Source organism: Acidovorax radicis N35 (assembly GCF_000204195.1).
GTDB lineage: Bacteria > Pseudomonadota > Gammaproteobacteria > Burkholderiales > Burkholderiaceae_C > Acidovorax > Acidovorax radicis.
The window spans coordinates 112,704-130,325 of sequence record NZ_AFBG01000020.1 but is presented as its reverse complement, the minus strand read 5'-3'; the positions used below and the strand labels follow the sequence as shown (position 1 = coordinate 130,325).

Sequence of the window (17,622 nt, the reverse complement as noted above, 5' to 3'; positions counted from 1 at the left end):
CGCCACACTCCCCATGGCGGGATGCTGATACCTATTTCGACAGGTCCACGCCGTACTTCGACGTGCCCTTGCCCGATCCGTCATCGGCTGCCAGCAGCGACACATTGGCCAGCCCGGCCGCCTGCGCCACGCTGAGCGCATTGCCCCCCGAACTGAACACCACCGGGCCCGCCACCGTGGCCTTGGCAAAACGCCAGCTCCTGGCTGCGCCGTTCGCGACGCGGGTCACCGCCGGGTTCTTGCGGATGTAGTCGATCACCACGTCCCGGTTGGCGTCGGGTGAGGCCCAGATGGTGCCCGAGCCGTCGAGCTTGTCGATGAAGCTCTTGCCGCTGGTGGCGCGGTAGTTGTTGGTGGCGATCACGAACTCCTGCGCCACGTCGATGGGCTTGCCCAGGTAGGCCAGGTTCTTGATGCGACTGCCCACGGGCTGCGTGACGTCGATCTCGTACTGCACATCGGGCGTTGTGAACATGTCGAAGTTGTAGCCCGGGAAGGTGCTGATGAGCTGCTGCTCGGTGGTCTTGGCCGGGTCGATCTGGTTGAAGCGCTTGGCAGCGGCCTCCAGCCATTTCTTGATGTCACCACCGTTCACCTTCACCGCGTACACCGTGTTGGGGTACAGGTACAGGTCGGCCGCGTTGTTGATAGCCAACGGGCCCACGGCCACGTCGGTGTAGTCGGCACCGCCCTGGAAGCCGCTCTTGAACGGCGCGCTCACCGACAGCACGGGCAGCTGCGCATACTGCGGCAGGCTGGCCTTGACGTACGCCGCAACGTAGGCCTGCTGCGCCTGGTTCACGATCTGGATCGCGCCGGGGTCGCCCACGTCGGCGAACAGCGTGCTCATGCGGAAGTCGGTCTGGCCGATGGGCGTCTTCACGTACTGGATGGCGGCCTGGTGCTGCGTCTCGATCAGCGGGGCAATGGCGGGGTCGGCATCCACGGTCACTGTCGTGCCCGCAGGGTTCTTGCTCTGTGTGTTGCGCAGCTCAGATTTGCTGGCCGACTTGTTGACCGCCCACTTGGCACCGTCCCACTGCAGTGCCAGCTGCACCACGCCCAGGGCCTTGCCCCACGAGCTGGCCATCACGGCGGGCACGCCGTTGACAGTGCCGGCCTTGTGGTCCACGCCGGCCATGGTGAAGCCGGGCGCGGCCGCCGTGTCAGGGAACACGCCGTGCTGGTGCCCCATCACCATCGCGTCAATGCCCGCCACCTTCGACAGGTGCAGGCCCGGGTTCTCCATGGTGGCCGAGTAGGCCGCGCCATCGAGCCCGCCGTGCAGCAGCGCCACCACGATGTCCGCGCCCTTGGCACGCAGCTCGGGCACGTATTTGGTGGCGGCCTCTACCGCGCCTTCGGTGGTCACCTTGCCCTCCAGGTAGCGCTTGTCCCAGTTCATGATGCCGGGCGTGGTGAAGCCGATCACGCCGATCTTGATGGGCAGCTTCACCTCTTTACCGTCCGCGCCCTTCGCCGTCAGCGTGCGCTCCAGCACCGTGTAGGGCTGCACCAGCGGCTTCTTCGTCTTGTTGCTGGTCACATTGGCCAGCACCATGGGGAACCCCGCACCCGCGCACTTCTTGCTCGCTTCCACGCCGTCGACATCCAGCCCGCCGCCCAGCACCTGGTTCAGGAACGGCAGGCCGTAGTTGAACTCGTGGTTGCCCAGCGTGCCGGCGTCAAAGCCCAGCGCGCCCATGGCCTTGTACATGGACAGCTGCTGCGTGCAAGGGATGGGATTGATGGTGGCCTCGTAGTCGGCCAGCGCGGTGCCCTGGATGGTGTCGCCGTTGTCCACCAGCAGGGTGTTGGCAAACTCCTTGCGCGCCGCACGCACCAGCGTGGCAGTGCGCTCGAAGCCGTAGCTCTTGTCTTCGGCCAGCTTGAAGTAGTCGTAGCTGCGCACGTTGAAATGCAGGTCGGTGGTCTCCAGCACGGCCAGCGTGGCGGTGGCACCAGCGTTGTTGTTGACGCTGCCGCCATCGCCGCCGCCGCAGGCGGACAGAGACGCGGCCAGCGCCAGCACGCTCAGCGTGGCGGTGCGGCGCCCGCCATGGAAGGACGAAAGGGAAAGAAGTCGGCTTCGAGTGCGTTCAGACATGAACAAGGCCCTTGTTGAAACAAGGGTCCGAGTGTCTGGCCGGGGTTTGACAGCGGTGTGACGTGGTGCAAAAGCCCACGCCTGCCCGCCCCGTCAGACGATGCGGTGCACGTCGCCGTTGTGTGGGGAAGCGCTTTCGTGGAACAGGTCTTCCAGAAACTGCGCCAGTTCGTGCTCTTCCACGAAGTCGGGAATCACGAAACCCGAGGGAGTCCGCTTGCCATCGGACCCCACGCGGTAGGCCTGCCACAGCGCGCCCTCACGCCGCACCTCGACGATGCGGCCGAAGACGTTGAAACGGGGGTGGTTCATGGCGTTCAAGCGTGTCAGGTGGAGCGTGTGCGCTCCATGGCAATGGCCGACGGAGCAAAACCCATTCTCGCAAAGAATTCGGACGCACCTGGACGGCCAGCGCGCAGCACCCAGGTGGCTGCGGGCGCTTTGGCCAACGTTTGTTGCACCAACGCGCGTCCCAGCCCCTGGCCCCGAAACGCAGTGGCCACGACCAGCATGGACAGGTAGCCATTGCTGAGCCCGTCGGTCATGGCACGCGCATAGCCCACCACCTCGTCCCCGTGCAGCGCCACCAGGTTGCACTGCGACGCAGCCACCAGCGCCTCGAACTGCGACAGGGTGCCTAGCCGGTGCGACCAGCCGTGCGCAACCAGCAAGGCATGCACCTGCGGGATATCCTGATCGAGAAGGTCTCTGACTGACATGACCCCTAGCCCTGTGGCTCTTGCGGGAAACCATCGCAGATCGCCACCCAGGGTGCTTTGGAGTCCGTGTAGATGTGTTTTTGGGGCGGCGTATCAAAGGCGGTATCCAGCGTACCCAGCGGCACGGCCACCCAATCGGCGTGGGAGCCCTCGCTGTGCCATAGCAGCGGCGACCCACACACCGCGCAGAACGTGCGCGTGACCTGGGCCGAAGACTGGTAGGTACGGACCAATGCCTGGCCCTGCACAAACCGGTGGTGTTCGCGCCGCACGCTGGCATAGCTGCCAAAGGCCGCGCCATGCGCCTTGCGGCACATCGAGCAATGGCAGTGCGAGGCCGCCTGCAGGGGCGCCGTGGTCTCGTACCGCACGCCGCCGCACAGGCAGCTTCCCTGGTGAACGGATTCCGTCATGGTCATGGGACTCTCCTGCGGTTTCTGCGGCGGCCCGCGCGCGGCGCACGGCGCTCAGGCGGCCTTGGATGCCACGGTGGCAATCAGATCCACCTCGACCGTCGCGTTCTTGGGCAATTGCAGCACGCCCACCGAGGTGCGCGTGTGCGCGCCAGCTTCTCCCAGCACGGCGAACAAAAGGTCCGAGGCACCGTCGGCCACTTCGCTTTGCTGCGTAAACGTAGGCGCCGACTGTACGTACACGGTGATGCGCAGGATGGCCTGCACTGCATCAAGTGAGCCGAGCGCACGCTGCAGCAAAGCCAGTGCGCGCATCGCGCAGACCTTGGCAGCCTTCTGCGCATCGGCCAGCGACGCACCGGCACCGGCCGCGCCCGTGACCACCACGGTGTCGCCCACGCGCGGGATCTGGCCGCTCAGGTAGATGTGGTGACCGTCGCGCACCAGCGGCACGTAGTTGCCACCGATCTTGATCTCGCCATCGAAGCTGTAGCCCAGGGCCTGGGCTTGTTCCTGAAAACGCGTGTCACGGGACATAAAAGATCTCGGCATTGAAAGGCCCACCACTATGCCACCGAGAACGCAGACACTCACCGGCGCGGCCCACTATCAGTGCACCCGTGGACTGGCTCGGCCAAGCCGCCGGGTGCGTCCCCTGGGGGAAGGCGCCGAAGGCGACACAGGGGGGATCAAAGATACCGTGCGAACGGATCCACCAGCGACGCCAACGTCGCGCCGGCGGGCTGCCCTGCACTCTCTGGGCGCCAGGCAGGCTCGGAGGCTGCGGCCACCGGTGTGACCTTGATCGGCTGCATTTTGCGGCCATAGAGGCGCTGCACGCGCTCATCGAGCGTGGGGTGCGAGTCGAGCCATCGCTCCATGCGGCCACCACCGCCCAGGTCCACCAGCAGCATGTGCTGCACCGAGGGGTGGTTCATGCCCTTATGGCTGTGCTCTTCGTAGCCGCGCGGCAGGTCGCGGCGCTGGGCCATGACCTTGCGCAGCACGCCGCCCAGGCCGTCGCGGCTGCGCGTCCATTGCACGGCGCGGGCGTCGGCCAGGTACTCGCGCTGGCGCGACACCGCAGCCTTGAGCATGCGGCCGGTCAGCCAGCCCGCAAGGCCGGCCAGCATGATGGCCGACCCGAACCACCACGACAGGCCCCGGCGCTCGCGCAGCGTGTCGCCGAAGTTGTAGACAAGCTCCAGCCCGAACACCATGCCCGCCAGCTGCATCTTCAGGCGGGTGTCGCCCTCGTGCAGATGCGAGAGCTCGTGCGCGACCATGCCCTGCATCTCCTCGCGGTTGAGGTAGTCGAGCGCGCCCTGCGTCACGGCGATCACCGCATCGCTCTCGTCCCAGCCCGCCGCAAACGCGTTGATCGCGTCGGTGCGTGGCATCACCATGATCTCCGGGCGGGGCATGTGGGCGGCAATACACAGCTCGTCGACGATGTTGGACAGGCGCTGTTCGGCGTACGAGAGCGAGGGCCGCAGCTCGCGTGCGCCCACGCGCCGGGCCAGCTTGACGCCGCCTGCGCGCAGGTTGGAGGTCTCCACCCACCAGCCGCCCAGCACCAGCAGGAGCGACACGCCCACATTGGCAGCCAGGAATCCCTGCGGAAACGGCAGCTGCCCGGGCAGCACGGCGGCCATCAACAGCCAGGCCAGCGCCAGCGCCGCATGCACTGCGACGACCAGCACGGCCACGGCAAGGGCAAAGCCCAGCAGCAGGCGCCGCGTCTCGCTGCGCGCGCTGTCCTGATGGTCCCAGAACTTCATGGCACCCTCTCCAGTTGGTGAGATATCCACTGCGGGCAGAACTGGCCGCAGCCCTGCCGGTGCATCCGTGGATTGGGATGGGCCGTGCCGCCGCGTGCTTCCCCGGAAGGAGACGGCGCCGCCAGCGACTCAGAGGCCCATCGATATGGCTTACGAGAACCGCACCTGCGGCGCGGTGCGCTCTTCGTCGCTGCGTGTGGATTCGAGCATGGGCACGGTGGGAAAGCCCAGCAGGCGCGCCACGACCAGGTCAGGAAACTGCGCCGCGGCGTCGTTGAATTCCAGCGCCTGGTCGTTGTACGCCTGGCGGGCAAAGCCCAGGCGGTTCTCGGTGCTGGTCAGCTCTTCGGACAGCGACTGCATGGTGGCGTCGGCCTTGAGTTCGGGATACGCCTCGGCCACCACCATCAGGCGGCCCAGGCTGCTGCCCAGCACGCCCTCGGCGGCGGCCAGCGCGCCCATGGCGTTGGCGCTGCCCGGCTCAGCCCGCACGGCGGCGGCAGCGCCCTGGGCCTGGCCGCGGGCCTTGATGACGGCTTCGAGCGTGGCGGCCTCGTGGCTGAGGTAGCCCTTGGCGACTTCGACCAGGTTGGGCACCAGGTCATGGCGGCGTTTGAGCTGAACGTCGATCTGGCCGAACGCATTGGCGATGCGATTGCGCAGCTGCACCAGCCGGTTGTACACAGTGACGGCCCACACCGCCAGCACGGCGACCAGGCCCAGAACGATCCAAGCAGTAGCTGACATGTCCCACCCTCCTTGTTGTGAATTGAATGAACGGATGATGGGCGCATCTTAGTAGCGCGCCTTTCCCAAAGGGGCCATACATTTCAGCGGGTAGGGATTTAAGCGTCAAAACAGTCTGCAGCGCTTACCCATAAAGCGCCACAAGCTATTAAAAACATAGCAATCGATGCTATGAGCGCACACCCGGCCCATCCGCAGGCTGCGAGGGAAGCGGCGCAGCCGCTCAGGGGGTGCCCTTGTTCCTCATCCAGTCGGCCGTCCCCATGAAGCTTTCCTTCAGCCGCGCGCGCAGAGCTTCGGGCACGCCTGTCTCGCCCATGGCCTGGTCCATGCAGGCGACCCACTGGTCGCGCTCCTTGATGCCGATGGAAAACGGCATGTGCCGCATGCGCAGGCGAGGGTGGCCGAAGCGGCTTTGGTAGTGGTCGGGTCCACCCAGCCAGCCGCACAAGAACCAGAAGAGTTTTTGCCGCGCCTGCACGAGGTCGCTGCCGTGGGCTGCACGCAGTTCGGCGTAACAGGGCTCCAGATCCATCAGGTCGTAGAAGCGTTCGGTGAGGGCGTGCACGCGGTCTTCACCACCGATCCATTCAAAGGGTGTGGTGGCCGGGGCCGCAGTGTGGGGGGTGTCATCCATGGGTTCGAAGGGCGTCGCGAATGCAAGCTCGTTTGTTGAGTTTGATTATAAAAAAACCGATGTTCATATCTGACCGTTGGATCAGTAGCCTTCGAAGCTTGAGGGCTCGGGGCTCTGTCCGCTTGGCAGCCCTGGCCCATCCTCATCACTGTCTGGAGAAAAATCGATGCGCATCCGTTTCATTGCTTCCCTGGTCGCAGCAGCATTCGCCGTTGCAGGAACCGCCCACGCCGACCAACTGGCCGACATCAAGAAGAAGGGAGAACTGGTCGTCGGCGTGCTGGGCACCGATGAGCCCAACAGCTTCATCGACCCCAAGACGCGCGAACTGATCGGCTACGACGTGGACCTGGGCAAGGCCATCGCCAAGAAGATCGGCGTCAAGCCCGTGTTCAAGCAACTGGCGGTGGCCGCGCGCATCCCCGAGCTGCAGCAGGGCCACGTGGACATCCTGGCCGCTTCGCTCACCCACAACAAGGAGCGCGAGGCGCAGATCGACTTCTCGCTGACCACCTTTGTCACGGGCCAGAAGGTGCTGGTGAAGAAGGCCAGCGGCATCAAGGACGTGGCCGACCTGGCCGGCAAGCGCGTGGTCACTGTGAAGGGCGGCACGCAGGAACCCAATGTGCGCAAGGCGGTGCCCACGGTGGACGTGGTGACGTTCGAGACGACCCAGCAGGCCTTTTTGGCGCTGCAGCAGGGCAAGGGCGTGGGCTACGTGAACGACGAGTCTTCGCTGATCGATGACTTCGCCAAACTGGGCGAGCGCAACAAGGACTACGCCATCTTGCCCACCAACCTGAGCGTGGAGCCCCTGGCCCTGGGTATCAAGAAGGGCGAGACCGCCGTGAAGTCGGTGGTGGACGAGACGCTGCGCGAACTGGAAAAGTCGGGCGAAGCCGAAAAAATCTTCTTCAAGTGGTACGGCCCACAGACCAAGATCAAGTTCACCAACCGCCCCTTCAAGTTCGAGTCGGACAAGATCGACGGTTGATGGCTGAACCCACGGCGGCGCGACCGCAAGGGGGTGGGATGAAGGCGTCGCACATGCCGTTGGCGCATGCCGAACGCCTTTTCCCAGACATTCTCCCGGTCCCGGTGTGGGATGCCGCCGCGCACGCACCCTGCGTGCCGTTTTTCTGAATGGCTGGCATGCATGCCTTTGTTTGACTATTCCCTGCTGCTGAGCGGCAAGTACCACCTGATGCTGATGGGTGGCCTGATGCTGTCGCTGCAGTTGCTGGCCGCATCGCTGGTGCTGGCCCTGCCCCTCGCCCTGGTGGTCGCCCTGCTGCGCCTGGCGCCCGTGGCGCCCTTGCGCTGGGCGGGCTTTGTGTTTGTCGAAGGCATTCGCAATGTGCCGCTGCTGGCGCATATGCTGTTCTGGTACTTCGGCGCGCCCGAGCTGCTGCCCGAAGCGGCCAGGCAGTGGCTCTACGACAGCGGCCATGCCGAGGCCGCGGCCGCCGTTGTTGCGCTCTCGCTCTACACCGCCGCCTTCATGGCCGAGGACATCCGCAGCGGCATCCGGTCCATCCCCTCCGTGCAGATGGAAGCAGGCCGCGCCCTGGGCTTCGGCTTTCTGGCCACCATGCGCCGCGTGGTGCTGCCGCAGGCGCTGCGCGTGACCGTGCCGCCGCTGATCTCGCAGGCACTGAACCTCTGGAAGAACACCTCGATCGCCACCGTGATCGGCGTGGCCGAGCTGATGTACCAGGCCGCCAAGGTGGAGAGCGCGACGTTCCGCAGCATCGAGGCCTTTGCCTTCGCCAGCGCCGCCTACCTTACGGTATCGCTGCTCATCACGGCCTTGGCCAGCTGGTACCACCACCGCTATCCCGTGCGGACGATCTAGATGCTTGAACTTATCGACACCTACTGGCTTTACTTCCTGGTCGGCCAGTACCCCAATGGCCCGCTGGGTGGCCTGGCACTCACTCTGGTGCTGGCCGCTGGCGCCCTGCTGCTGGCACTGCCGCTGGGCGTGCTGTTTGGACTCGCGCGCGTGAGCCCGTGGCGTGCTGTGCGCTGGCCGGTGACAGCCGTCGTGTATGGCGTGCGCGGCACACCGCTCCTGATGGTGATCTTCTGGGCCTACTTCTTTTTGCCCAGCGTGACGGGCGTGAAGACCGGCCAGTTCACCACCATGCTGCTTGCGCTCGTGATCTTCAACGCCGCCTACCTGGCCGAGATCGTTCGCGCGGGCATCCTGGGCGTTCCGCGCGGGCAGCTGGAGTGCGCGCGCGCGCTGGGCCTGAGCTACCCGCGCGCCATGCGCCGGGTGGTGCTGCCGCAGGCGCTGCGCAGCATGCTGCCCTCGCTGGTCAATCAGTTCGTCTCCACCATCAAGGAGACCTCGCTGGGCTACATCATCGGCCTGACCGAAGTGTCCTTCATCGCCACCCAGATCAACACCCAGGTCTTCACCCGGCCGGCGGAAGTGTTCGGCATCCTGGGCTTCACCTACTTCGTGCTGTGCTTCGGCCTCTCGCGCCTGGCCTATGGGCTGGAACGCCGGCTGGCGCGGCGCTCCGCATCGGCCCCCTCTTCCACTCCCAAGCCCCTTACAACATGATCGAACTGCACGAAGTCAACAAGTGGTACGGCAGCTACCACGCCCTGGTGGACGTGACCGAGACCATCGCGCAGGGCGAGGTGGTCGTGGTCTGCGGGCCGTCGGGCTCGGGCAAGTCCACCTTGATCCGCACGCTCAACCGGCTCGAGCCCATCCAGGGCGGGCGCATCCTGATCGACGGGCACAACATCTATGGGCCTGGGGTGAACGTGAACACGCTGCGCTCGCGCATCGGCTTTGTGTTCCAGCAGTTCAATCTGTTTCCCCATCTTTCGGTGCTGGACAACTGCACGCTTGCGCCCATTCAGCTGCGCGGCCTGTCGCAAGCGCAGGCCGAACGGCGGGCGCTGGCGCTGCTCGACCGCGTGGGCCTGGCGCACAAGGCCAATGCCTGGGCCAATGAGCTGTCGGGCGGCCAGCAACAGCGCGTGGCCATTGCGCGCGCCCTGGCCATGGAGCCGCCGCTCATGCTGTTCGACGAGCCCACGAGCGCGCTGGACCCCGAGATGGTGGGCGAGGTGCTGGTGGTCATGCGCGACCTGGCGCGGGACGGCATGACCATGGTCTGCGTCACGCACGAAATGGGCTTTGCCCGTGAGGTGGCCGATCGCGTGCTTTTCATGGACGAAGGCCGTGTGCTGGAGCGCGCGGTACCCGCCGACTTTTTTACCCGGCCCCAGCACCCGCGCGCGCAGCAGTTTCTGTCGGACATCCGCACGCCATTTGCCAAGCCAGCGTGAGGCTACCCGGGGTGGAACGGCCCGTGCGGGTCGCAAAAAATGAATCAAACAAGGCTCTGGCGCTTGATATACAAGCGCCAATAGCTATAAAAATAGTAGCAAACTACTCTGCGGCACGGCGCAGCGTGTCCACCACCGGGCGCAGCAGCACCTCGCGCAGGCCCCACCAGCCGGCGGCCAGCGCCAGCACCGCCCCAGCCACGGCGCCCGCCAGGGGCACCCACGGGGCGGCCGTCCAGGTGAAGTCAAAAACGAAGCGCGCCAGCGCCCAGCCCACACCCACCGCCACGGCGCTGGCCAGGAAACCCGCCAGCAGGCCCACGCCCATCAGCTCGGCGCGCTGCACCTGCCGCAGCAGGCTGGCGCGGGCGCCCACGGCGCGCATGATGGCGTATTCGCGGGCGCGCTCTTCGCGCGTGGCCGTCACAGCGGCAAACAGCACCACCAAACCAGCGGCCAGGGTAAAAGCAAACAGGAACTCCACCGCGCGGATCACCTGCTCCAGCACGCGCTGCACCTGGGCAATGGTGGCGCCCATGTCCACGTTGGTGATGTTGGGAAACTGGCGCACCAGCCCGTTGTCAAAGCCATTGGTCTCGGGCGCGCGGTAGGCGGCCAGGTAGGTCACGGGCACGTCCTTGACGGTGGCCACGGGGTACATCACGAAAAAGTTGGCCCGCATGGAGCCCCAGTCCACCTTGCGCAGGCTGGTGATGCGCGCCTCGTTCTGCACGCCGCCCATGTCGAACAACAGGCGGTCGCTCATTTTCAGGCCCAGGGTTTCTGCAATGCCCTCTTCGACGCTGATGGCACCTTCTTCGCCCGGCGTCCATGCACCGGCAACCACCTGGTTGTGGGGCGGCGCCTCCACGGCATTGGAGAGGTTGAATTCGCGGTCCACCAGGCGCTTGGCGCGGTCGTCGGTGTAGTTGTCAGGGCCCACGGGTTTGCCGTTCACGGCCAGCAGGCGGCCACGGATCATGGGGTACCAGTCGTACTTCGCGACACCGCCGGCCTGCAGTGCCTGCTGGAAGGCATCTGCCTGATCGGGCATCACGTTGATCACAAAGCGGTTGGGCGCATCGGGCGGGGTCGCCTTGCGCCAGCTGTCCACCAGGTCGGTGCGCAGCAGCACCAGCAGCACCAGTGCCAGCAAGCCCACAGCCAGGCTGCTCACCTGCACCACGGCATAGGCCGGGCGCGCAGAAATCTGCCGCGTGGCCAGCACCAGCCAGCGCGGGGCGGTGGCCTCGTTCACGCTCTTGCGCAGCAGCTTCACCGCCACCCACGACAGCCCCGCAAACAGGGCCACCGCGCCGGCAAAACCGCCCACGGCGATCAGCCCCAACGTGATGTCGCTGCTGACCGTGAGCAGCAGGGCCGCAAACCCGGCAATGCCGATGCCCAGCACCGCCAGCGATGCGGGCTTGAGCCCGCCCACGTCGCGCCGGATGACGCGCAGCGGCGGCACCTGGGCCAGCTGCAGCACGGGCGGCAGGCCAAAGGCGAACAGCAGCGTGAGCCCCATGCCCAGCCCAAACGCCACGGGCCACAGGCTGGGCGGCGGCAGGGCCGACTCGACCAGGCCCGCCAGCAGCAGCACAAAGGCGTAGTGCACCAGATAGCCCAGCGCCACCCCCAGGGAGCTGGCGAACAGGCCCACCATCGCAAATTCGGCGGTGTAGGCGCCCGCGATGGTGCGCTGGCTTTGGCCCAGCACCCGCAGCATGGCCGAGGCATCCAGGTGCTCGGCCGCAAAGCCGCGCGCGGCCAGGGCCACGGCCACGGCCGACAGCAGCGCGGCCAGCAGGGCCACCAGGCTCAGGAATTTCTGCGCGCGGTCCAGCGTCTGGCGCATTTCGGGGCGGCCACTGTCGAGCGACTCCACGCGCACGCCGTGCACCTCCGGTTTCTTGGATTCGGCAACGGCCCATTCGCTGAACGCCTTGACGGCGGGGACCGATCCGATGACGGCAAAGCGGTAGGTCAGGCGGCTGGCGGGCTGGACCAGGCCCGTGGCGGGCAGGTCGGCATCGTTGACCATCACACGCGGGGCAAAGCTCATGAAACCGGCGCCCCGGTCGGGCTCGATGACGATGATGCGTGCGATGCGCAGCTGCGAATCGCCCAGCAGCAGCATGTCGCCCATGGCCAGGTTCAACGATTCAAGCAGGGGGGCATCCACCCACACTTCGCCGCGCGCCGGGATGTCACGGGTGGGCTGGTCGAGCGCACCGGGTGCGTCTGCCACCTTCAGGCTGCCGCGCAACGGGTAGCCCGGCGGCACGCTTTTGAGCGCCACCAGCTTGCTGGCGCCCCCCTGGGCGTCACTCGCACGGCCCATGGTCGGGAAGCCCACGGTGGTCACTGTCTGCAGGCCCAGGGCCTTGGCACGCTCGACAAACACGGGGGGCGTGGGGTTGTCGCTGGCCACCACGGCGTCACCACCCAGCAGCTGCAATGCATCGCGCTGCAAGCCACCCTGCAAGCGGTCGGCAAAAAAGCCGACCGAGGTGAGTGCAGCCACTGCCAGCGTCACGGCCACGATCAGCAGCCGCAACTCGCCCGCGCGCAGGTCACGGGCCAGCGTCCGCCAGCCCAAGCGTAGAAAAGACAGATTCATGGCATGGACCTTAGCGCAAAGTCAACGGGCTGGCTGCCTGTGGGGTGTTTGGCTCAGGGTTGCTTGGCACCCCGCGCGCCCGAAGCTTCCCCGTCCACCGTGGTGGCTGCCAGCCGCTGCTCCAGCGCCCGCAGCACCGGCACAATCTGCGTACCCACGTGGATCTGCGGGTTGGAGAAGCCGTCCTCCTTGCCGGCCTCTACCTCGCGCTGCGCAATCACGGGAACGGCCTTGGCGAAGGCATCGGTGAACGAATGCGTCTGGCGCAGCTGCTCGTGGAACACTGCCCGGCCAAAAAAGGTGAGTTCGGAGCGCGTGCCGCAACCGTACGAGGTGTGCGTGGCATCGGCGGCGGTCATGATGAGGCTGCTGTCGGTGGCCAGGGGCTCGATCCAGCCGCCCGAAAAACAGGCCGACACGGCAATCACACGGTGGCGGATGCCCGCCTCGTCCAGCATGGTGCGCAGCATTTCGGGCGTGACCGGAGGCACTTCCAGCGGCCAGTGCGAGGCCGCCAGCTCATGGTTGCGCGCGCCGTGGGAGGTCATGTAGATCACCAGCACATCGCTATCGCGGTCCATGCGCTGGGCCAGCGCGGCGATGGCGCGCTGCAGGTTCTGCGGCGTGGCCCAGGCGTGGGTGTCTGCGGTTTCGGCATGATTGAGCAGGTGGATCACGCGGCCCTGGGCGTCAAAACGCTCTTGCAGCAGCGTACTGACCATGGTGCTTTCGCGTCGAAACACATTTTCGCTGGCGTAAGGCGCGAACACGAGCCCATAGACATCCACCACGCCATCGCGGCCGGCGGGCAGGGCCTTCACCTGGCGCTCCCACAGCGCCTGCTGGTTTTCAAAGACCGCCTGGGACAGCACAAGGTGTGCGGGTTCCTGTGGTGCCTGCGCCCCTTCGCCCGCCTGGGCGGACGCACCGGCCAGGGCCTGGGCATCGAGCTCCCAGGGCTGGTCCTGGAACTGCCACATGCCGACCCCGATCACGGCCGCCATCGCCACCGAAAAGATGGCCGTGCGCAACCCCGAGCTAATGAAGCGTGCACTCACCACCACCAGCACAGCCAGCACCCACAGCGTGAGCAAGCCATAGGCCACCCAGAAAATATTGCCAGCCACCGCCCCATCCCACAGGGCAGGCTTGTGCGCCACGGCCCCCATCAAGGCATACAACAGCAACAGGGGCGCCAGCGGCGCCCACGCCGACAGCACATACCAAGCCGCCAGCCCGCCCGAAGGCCCCGGGGTACTTGCCGAGGGCGCCTCCGTTGCCGCAGCTGCGCGCTGTGCCGGGGCCATGGCCCACCAGGCCAGCCACATCAGCACCAGGCTGCTCCACATCGGTGCCAGCCAGCCCCGCAGATTGAACTGCGCAGGCCCCGCCACCTGAAACCGCGCAGCCCCCACCAGCAATGCGCCACCCAGCAGCGACAGCACCAGCACCTGCCAAGGCGAAGGCGTGGCAGCGCCCGTGCGCAGCGGCAGAAACAACCCAGCCCGCAGGCCCTCGTGCATCCAGCCCCACAGGGATAGCCGGGTAGGAGCCGGGGCCATGGGGGAAGCCGTGTCCGACGAAGGCGCTGGTGGCTGTTCGCCCAGAGGGATTTCAATCTTGGCGGGCTCGGTCCCCCACTGGCTTGGCAGGGTGTCGGCCCAGGCGCTCTTGGCGTTCAGGTCTTTCATGGGGGGATCATGCCATTGAGGGAGAGGCTTCTGTGGGCCAGGAGCTGCAGGCGACGACAAGAAAAAGTGGACCCTCAATACTGGAATTGGCCCACAGACTCACGAACGGTTCGTCTCCAAGTACTGCGCCAGCAACTCGTCGCAGCGGCGCTGCCGGTCATCCGGCGGCAACGAGTCCAACACTTGGGCGTTCATTGACGCAAAGCGCTGAACGTCCGGCCCACCTGCCACTGCTCGCTCCATCACATCCTTGCCACGAGCGAGAGAAGCGGCGTTCGCCGCTCTCCAGGTGGCAAAGCGACGTGCGAACTCCGTCTCAAAGCCGGGAATGTGTGCGGAGCAAACCACTGCCTGGGCCTCAGATACGACCGCCTTGACATAGGTGTTTTGCGCTTGCGTGTCTTGGATGTCCATGTGCGGCTCAACGTTCGACGTAAGGGGCGGGACACTTGCGGAACGTCCCATTGAAGAAGGGAGGAGGAACTAGGCCTCGGCCACGGCTTGCTTCCATGTGCGGCCTGGGTCTTAACAGCGAGACAAAGCGAGCCATTCAACTCCCCGAGCATAAATGCGTAGAAGAGGAGGCCACCTGCGGTGGATACAGCCGTTCCTGCCGAGCCTCTGGCGGGGATTTGCGACCTGAGCCAGCTTTTTGACTTCGGAGCGAGACATGCGAGCGGTAGTTCGGAAGGCCTTTATTTCTCCAATCCGTACCGAGCTTCCCTGCCACTCGCTCCTCCCAGCCTCAAGAGGCAGCAGCCCCCTTAGCCACAGGCACCACCGGCGGCTGCGCCAATTCCGGCTGCAGCACCAACCGGTCCATGCCGCTGTAGCAGACAAACCGCCGATTGGTGGCGCGCCCGATAGCGCACAGGCCCAGTTGCTGCGCCACGGCGTGCCCCATCTGCGTCATGCCGCTGCGGGACACCACGATGGGGACACCCATCTGTGCGGACTTGATGACCATTTCGCTGGTGAGCCGGCCCGTGGTGTAGAACACCTTGTCTGCGCCGGACATCGGCGCGTGCAGGTTCTCCAAAGAGGCATTTTCTGCAGGCGTGCCACCCGGCAGCACCGAGGAAACATCTTCAGCCACGTGGAGGCCATCTGTATTCATCCACATCCACCCGGCAATGGTGTCGATGGCGTTGTGGCGCCCCACGTCTTCCACAAAGGTCAGCAGCACCTCGCCCCGGAACAAGGCGCAACCGTGCACGGAGCCTGCGGATTTGTAGGTGGTTTCCTTGAGGCGGATGGCGTTCACGATGCCGTAAAGCTCGCCCTGTGTCAGGCGTGCCTCGGGCAGGGTGATGCGGTCCACCTCGTCCATGAGCCCGCCAAACACACTGCCTTGGCCGCAGCCGGTGGTCACCACCTTGCTCGCAGTGCGCTCTTCAATGCGGGCGATGCCGTGGCGCGTGCGCACGGCAGCGGCGTGCACCTCCCAATCGACGGTGATGGATTCGATGTCGAACACAGACTCGACCAGCCGCTGGTTGCGCAGGTAGCCCAGCACCAGCAGTTCGGGTTGAGCACCCAGGGTCATGAGCGTGACGAGCTCACGCTTGTCGACATAGATGGTCAGGGGCCGCTCGGCGGGGATCTGCACCTGCTCCCGCTCGCCCAGCTCGTTGACGACCTCCACACTGTGGGTAAGGGGCGCATGCGCCTGCGTCAGGCGTGGCAGCATGGGCGCAACGGGGAAGGCAGAAGGTGAAGGGGGGAGCATGGAGCGAATATACGCAGTACAGGCCGCCAGGGACGAGCATGGGGGATCTGAATGGGTTGCAGCGCAGGGGCGCCACAACCCACCAGGACTTACGCAAATCGGGTTGCAACAGCCGCCTCGCCTTGGGGCAAGCTGCTTGCCTGAGCCCTGTCTGGCGCAAGTCACGCCCACAAAGAAAAGCCGCGCTCCACTCGGTGTGCGCGGCGTTCAGCAGCCAGGCAACGGTGGCCCTCAGGACTTGGGCGCTGACGCGGCTGCGGCAGGCGTCAGCGTGCTGGGCGGGCTGCTGGCCGTGCCCGGTGGCGAATGGGCGCCCGCCGCTTCAATGGGCTTGGCCGCGGGCGGCGTGTAGGCGAAGGGGCCAGGGTCGGTGCAGGCAGCACCTGCCGCCGCTGCGGGCTTGGCCGCTGGCGTGGTTTTGCGGTAGTGGGCCGCCACGCGGTCTTGCGACAGGCACAGCTTGTAGTTGTCGACCTTGCCCGCCCAGGCGGCTTTGGCGGCGGTCTCTGCGGCCTTCGCTGCCGCTTCTGGTGACGGTGCGGGCAACTTGGCCGAGGCCAGGGTACAGACGCTGGCCGCGCACAGCGCCAGCAAGGAAGAGCGAGAAAATTGGGTCATGGTGCGAAACCTCATACCTGCGCGGGCTGGCCCGCAGATGGTGTTGCTGCAGCATCGGCTGCCGGTGGGTTGGCACTGCGCTGGCGAGGAATCTTGCCCGCCTGGACATCGTCGTACCAAAGCTCGTGGTGCTCCTTGGCCCACCCTTCACTCACGTAACCCGTCCTCATGGCCTTGTAGGCACCGCGCATGCCCACCGTGCCCATGTAGATGTGGCCACAGATCAGCGCCATCATCCATATCGCCAGGGTGGCATGGATCATGTGGGCGATCTGCATGTCGCCGCGCACGTCACCAAAGCCAGGGATGAGCTTGTCGAGCACGAGGCCCGTGGCCACCACAAAGATGCCCGGGATGGTGATGCCCCACCAGAACAGGCCCTTCTCGCCCGCATTGAAGCGATGGGAGGGAACCTGGTGGTCACCACCCAGCATGCCGCCGCCCTTGGACAGCCACACAAAGTCCGCGCGGTTGGCGATGTTGTCCTTGACGAAGGTGAGGATGATCACCAGCAGGGACACGGCAAACAGCGGACCCATGAAGTTGTGCACGTTCTTGAGCGCATAGGTAAGCCAGCCAAAGAGCGTGGCCCCCATGATGGGCAGCAGGAAGAACTTGCCAAATGCCATGACGATGCCAGAGAGGGCCAGCGCAATGAACGCAAAGGCATTGGACCAATGCGCCGCACGCTCGAACGGCGTGAAACGTTCGATGCGACGGGTGCCTGCGCCATCGGGATGTTCGTGCCCCATCGGGCCTTTGATGAAGTAGAAGATGCTCAGCGCCAGCAAGACGATGGCAAACAAGGCCGCACCATAAGGAATGATCCAGTGGTTGCGCACCTGGCGCCATGCCTCGCCTGCGTTGGTGAAGCGTGAGCCGGGGTATTGCACGAAAGGCTGGATCAGGTTGCCTGCCTCGGGGGCCTGGCTCTTGGGCAGGCTGCTGTAGCCCGTGACGCCCTGCCCCACCTGGCGCCACATGGGCGCGTTGTTGCCCGGCTGCACCTTGGCGCGCTCGCCATTGGTCTGCTCGGCGTATTTGGAGTCCGCGCTGGCGTCCGGCTTGACCTCAAAGATGTTCTGGCTCTGGATGCCACCGCCACCGGCTGCCGCTGGGGCGACTGGTGCAGCAACTGCAGGCGAGGCGGCATCCGGCGCTGCCGGAGCCTGGGCACCCGCAGGCCCCCAGGCACACCCCGCCGCCAAAGCCAGGGACCACATGATGTGTTTCATGGCGGGC

18 protein-coding genes are annotated in these 17,622 nt (G+C 65.9%); 4 read left to right on the top strand and 14 right to left on the bottom strand.

Annotated features, from left to right (window positions below):
* Nucleotides 1-31: 31 nt before the first annotated feature.
* The 8 genes from ARADN35_RS0114405 to ARADN35_RS0114370 form a co-directional block, all read right to left on the bottom strand.
* Nucleotides 32-2,107, bottom strand: a complete 2,076-nt coding sequence (locus ARADN35_RS0114405; RefSeq protein WP_050812535.1) for a bifunctional 2',3'-cyclic-nucleotide 2'-phosphodiesterase/3'-nucleotidase — start codon at nt 2,105-2,107, stop codon at nt 32-34.
* 93 nt (nt 2,108-2,200) lie between these two features.
* Nucleotides 2,201-2,419 carry a DUF7661 family protein gene (locus ARADN35_RS0114400; protein ID WP_010463317.1) on the bottom strand — a complete coding sequence of 73 codons (219 nt, stop codon included), beginning with the start codon at nt 2,417-2,419 and terminating at the stop codon, nt 2,201-2,203.
* Between the two features lie 14 nt (nt 2,420-2,433).
* Nucleotides 2,434-2,826 (bottom strand): GNAT family N-acetyltransferase, encoded by a 393-nt coding sequence (locus ARADN35_RS0114395; protein WP_029414032.1) that lies wholly within the window; start codon nt 2,824-2,826, stop codon nt 2,434-2,436.
* A gap of 5 nt (nt 2,827-2,831) precedes the next feature.
* Nucleotides 2,832-3,245 (bottom strand): GFA family protein, encoded by a 414-nt coding sequence (locus ARADN35_RS0114390; protein ID WP_010463315.1) that lies wholly within the window; start codon nt 3,243-3,245, stop codon nt 2,832-2,834.
* 48 nt (nt 3,246-3,293) lie between these two features.
* On the bottom strand, nt 3,294-3,776 hold the full coding sequence (locus ARADN35_RS0114385) for a RidA family protein (protein WP_010463313.1): 483 nt from the start codon (nt 3,774-3,776) through the stop codon (nt 3,294-3,296).
* A gap of 152 nt (nt 3,777-3,928) precedes the next feature.
* Nucleotides 3,929-5,020, bottom strand: coding sequence for a M48 family metalloprotease (locus tag ARADN35_RS0114380; RefSeq protein ID WP_010463311.1), 1,092 nt, complete (start codon nt 5,018-5,020; stop codon nt 3,929-3,931).
* A gap of 150 nt (nt 5,021-5,170) precedes the next feature.
* Nucleotides 5,171-5,767 (bottom strand): LemA family protein, encoded by a 597-nt coding sequence (locus tag ARADN35_RS0114375; RefSeq protein ID WP_010463309.1) that lies wholly within the window; start codon nt 5,765-5,767, stop codon nt 5,171-5,173.
* A gap of 223 nt (nt 5,768-5,990) precedes the next feature.
* The gene (locus ARADN35_RS0114370) at nt 5,991-6,404 is read right to left on the bottom strand and encodes a group II truncated hemoglobin (protein WP_010463307.1); all 414 of its coding nucleotides are present in this window, start codon (nt 6,402-6,404) and stop codon (nt 5,991-5,993) included.
* Between the two features lie 166 nt (nt 6,405-6,570).
* Here ARADN35_RS0114370 and ARADN35_RS0114365 point away from each other — a divergent pair, with 166 nt between their 5' ends.
* From ARADN35_RS0114365 to ARADN35_RS0114350, 4 genes are all read left to right on the top strand, one after another.
* Complete coding sequence (locus tag ARADN35_RS0114365; protein ID WP_010463305.1) at nt 6,571-7,398, top strand: ABC transporter substrate-binding protein; 828 nt, start codon at nt 6,571-6,573, stop codon at nt 7,396-7,398.
* A 162-nt stretch (nt 7,399-7,560) separates the two neighbouring features.
* The gene (locus tag ARADN35_RS0114360; protein ID WP_029414030.1) at nt 7,561-8,259 is read left to right on the top strand and encodes an amino acid ABC transporter permease; all 699 of its coding nucleotides are present in this window, start codon (nt 7,561-7,563) and stop codon (nt 8,257-8,259) included.
* Nucleotides 8,260-8,979 carry an amino acid ABC transporter permease gene (locus tag ARADN35_RS0114355; RefSeq protein WP_010463302.1) on the top strand — a complete coding sequence of 240 codons (720 nt, stop codon included), beginning with the start codon at nt 8,260-8,262 and terminating at the stop codon, nt 8,977-8,979. It begins immediately after the preceding gene.
* Nucleotides 8,976-9,719 (top strand): amino acid ABC transporter ATP-binding protein, encoded by a 744-nt coding sequence (locus ARADN35_RS0114350; protein WP_029414029.1) that lies wholly within the window; start codon nt 8,976-8,978, stop codon nt 9,717-9,719. Before ARADN35_RS0114355 ends, ARADN35_RS0114350 begins: the two co-directional genes overlap by 4 nt.
* A gap of 103 nt (nt 9,720-9,822) precedes the next feature.
* On the opposite strand, the gene ARADN35_RS0114345 is transcribed toward ARADN35_RS0114350, so the two are convergent.
* The 6 genes from ARADN35_RS0114345 to ARADN35_RS0114320 all read right to left on the bottom strand — a co-directional run bounded on the left by ARADN35_RS0114345 (nt 9,823) and on the right by ARADN35_RS0114320 (nt 17,615).
* Complete coding sequence (locus ARADN35_RS0114345; RefSeq protein WP_010463299.1) at nt 9,823-12,342, bottom strand: ABC transporter permease; 2,520 nt, start codon at nt 12,340-12,342, stop codon at nt 9,823-9,825.
* A 53-nt stretch (nt 12,343-12,395) separates the two neighbouring features.
* Entirely contained in the window at nt 12,396-14,033 is a 1,638-nt protein-coding gene (locus tag ARADN35_RS0114340) for a C13 family peptidase (protein WP_010463298.1), read from the bottom strand.
* 99 nt (nt 14,034-14,132) lie between these two features.
* Nucleotides 14,133-14,447, bottom strand: a complete 315-nt coding sequence (locus tag ARADN35_RS0114335) for a hypothetical protein (RefSeq protein WP_010463297.1) — start codon at nt 14,445-14,447, stop codon at nt 14,133-14,135.
* 331 nt (nt 14,448-14,778) lie between these two features.
* The gene (locus ARADN35_RS0114330; protein ID WP_029414028.1) at nt 14,779-15,762 is read right to left on the bottom strand and encodes a formate dehydrogenase accessory sulfurtransferase FdhD; all 984 of its coding nucleotides are present in this window, start codon (nt 15,760-15,762) and stop codon (nt 14,779-14,781) included.
* A gap of 231 nt (nt 15,763-15,993) precedes the next feature.
* Complete coding sequence (locus ARADN35_RS0114325; protein ID WP_010463293.1) at nt 15,994-16,380, bottom strand: hypothetical protein; 387 nt, start codon at nt 16,378-16,380, stop codon at nt 15,994-15,996.
* 11 nt (nt 16,381-16,391) lie between these two features.
* Nucleotides 16,392-17,615, bottom strand: coding sequence for a formate dehydrogenase subunit gamma (locus ARADN35_RS0114320; RefSeq protein WP_010463291.1), 1,224 nt, complete (start codon nt 17,613-17,615; stop codon nt 16,392-16,394).
* Nucleotides 17,616-17,622 lie beyond the last annotated feature (7 nt).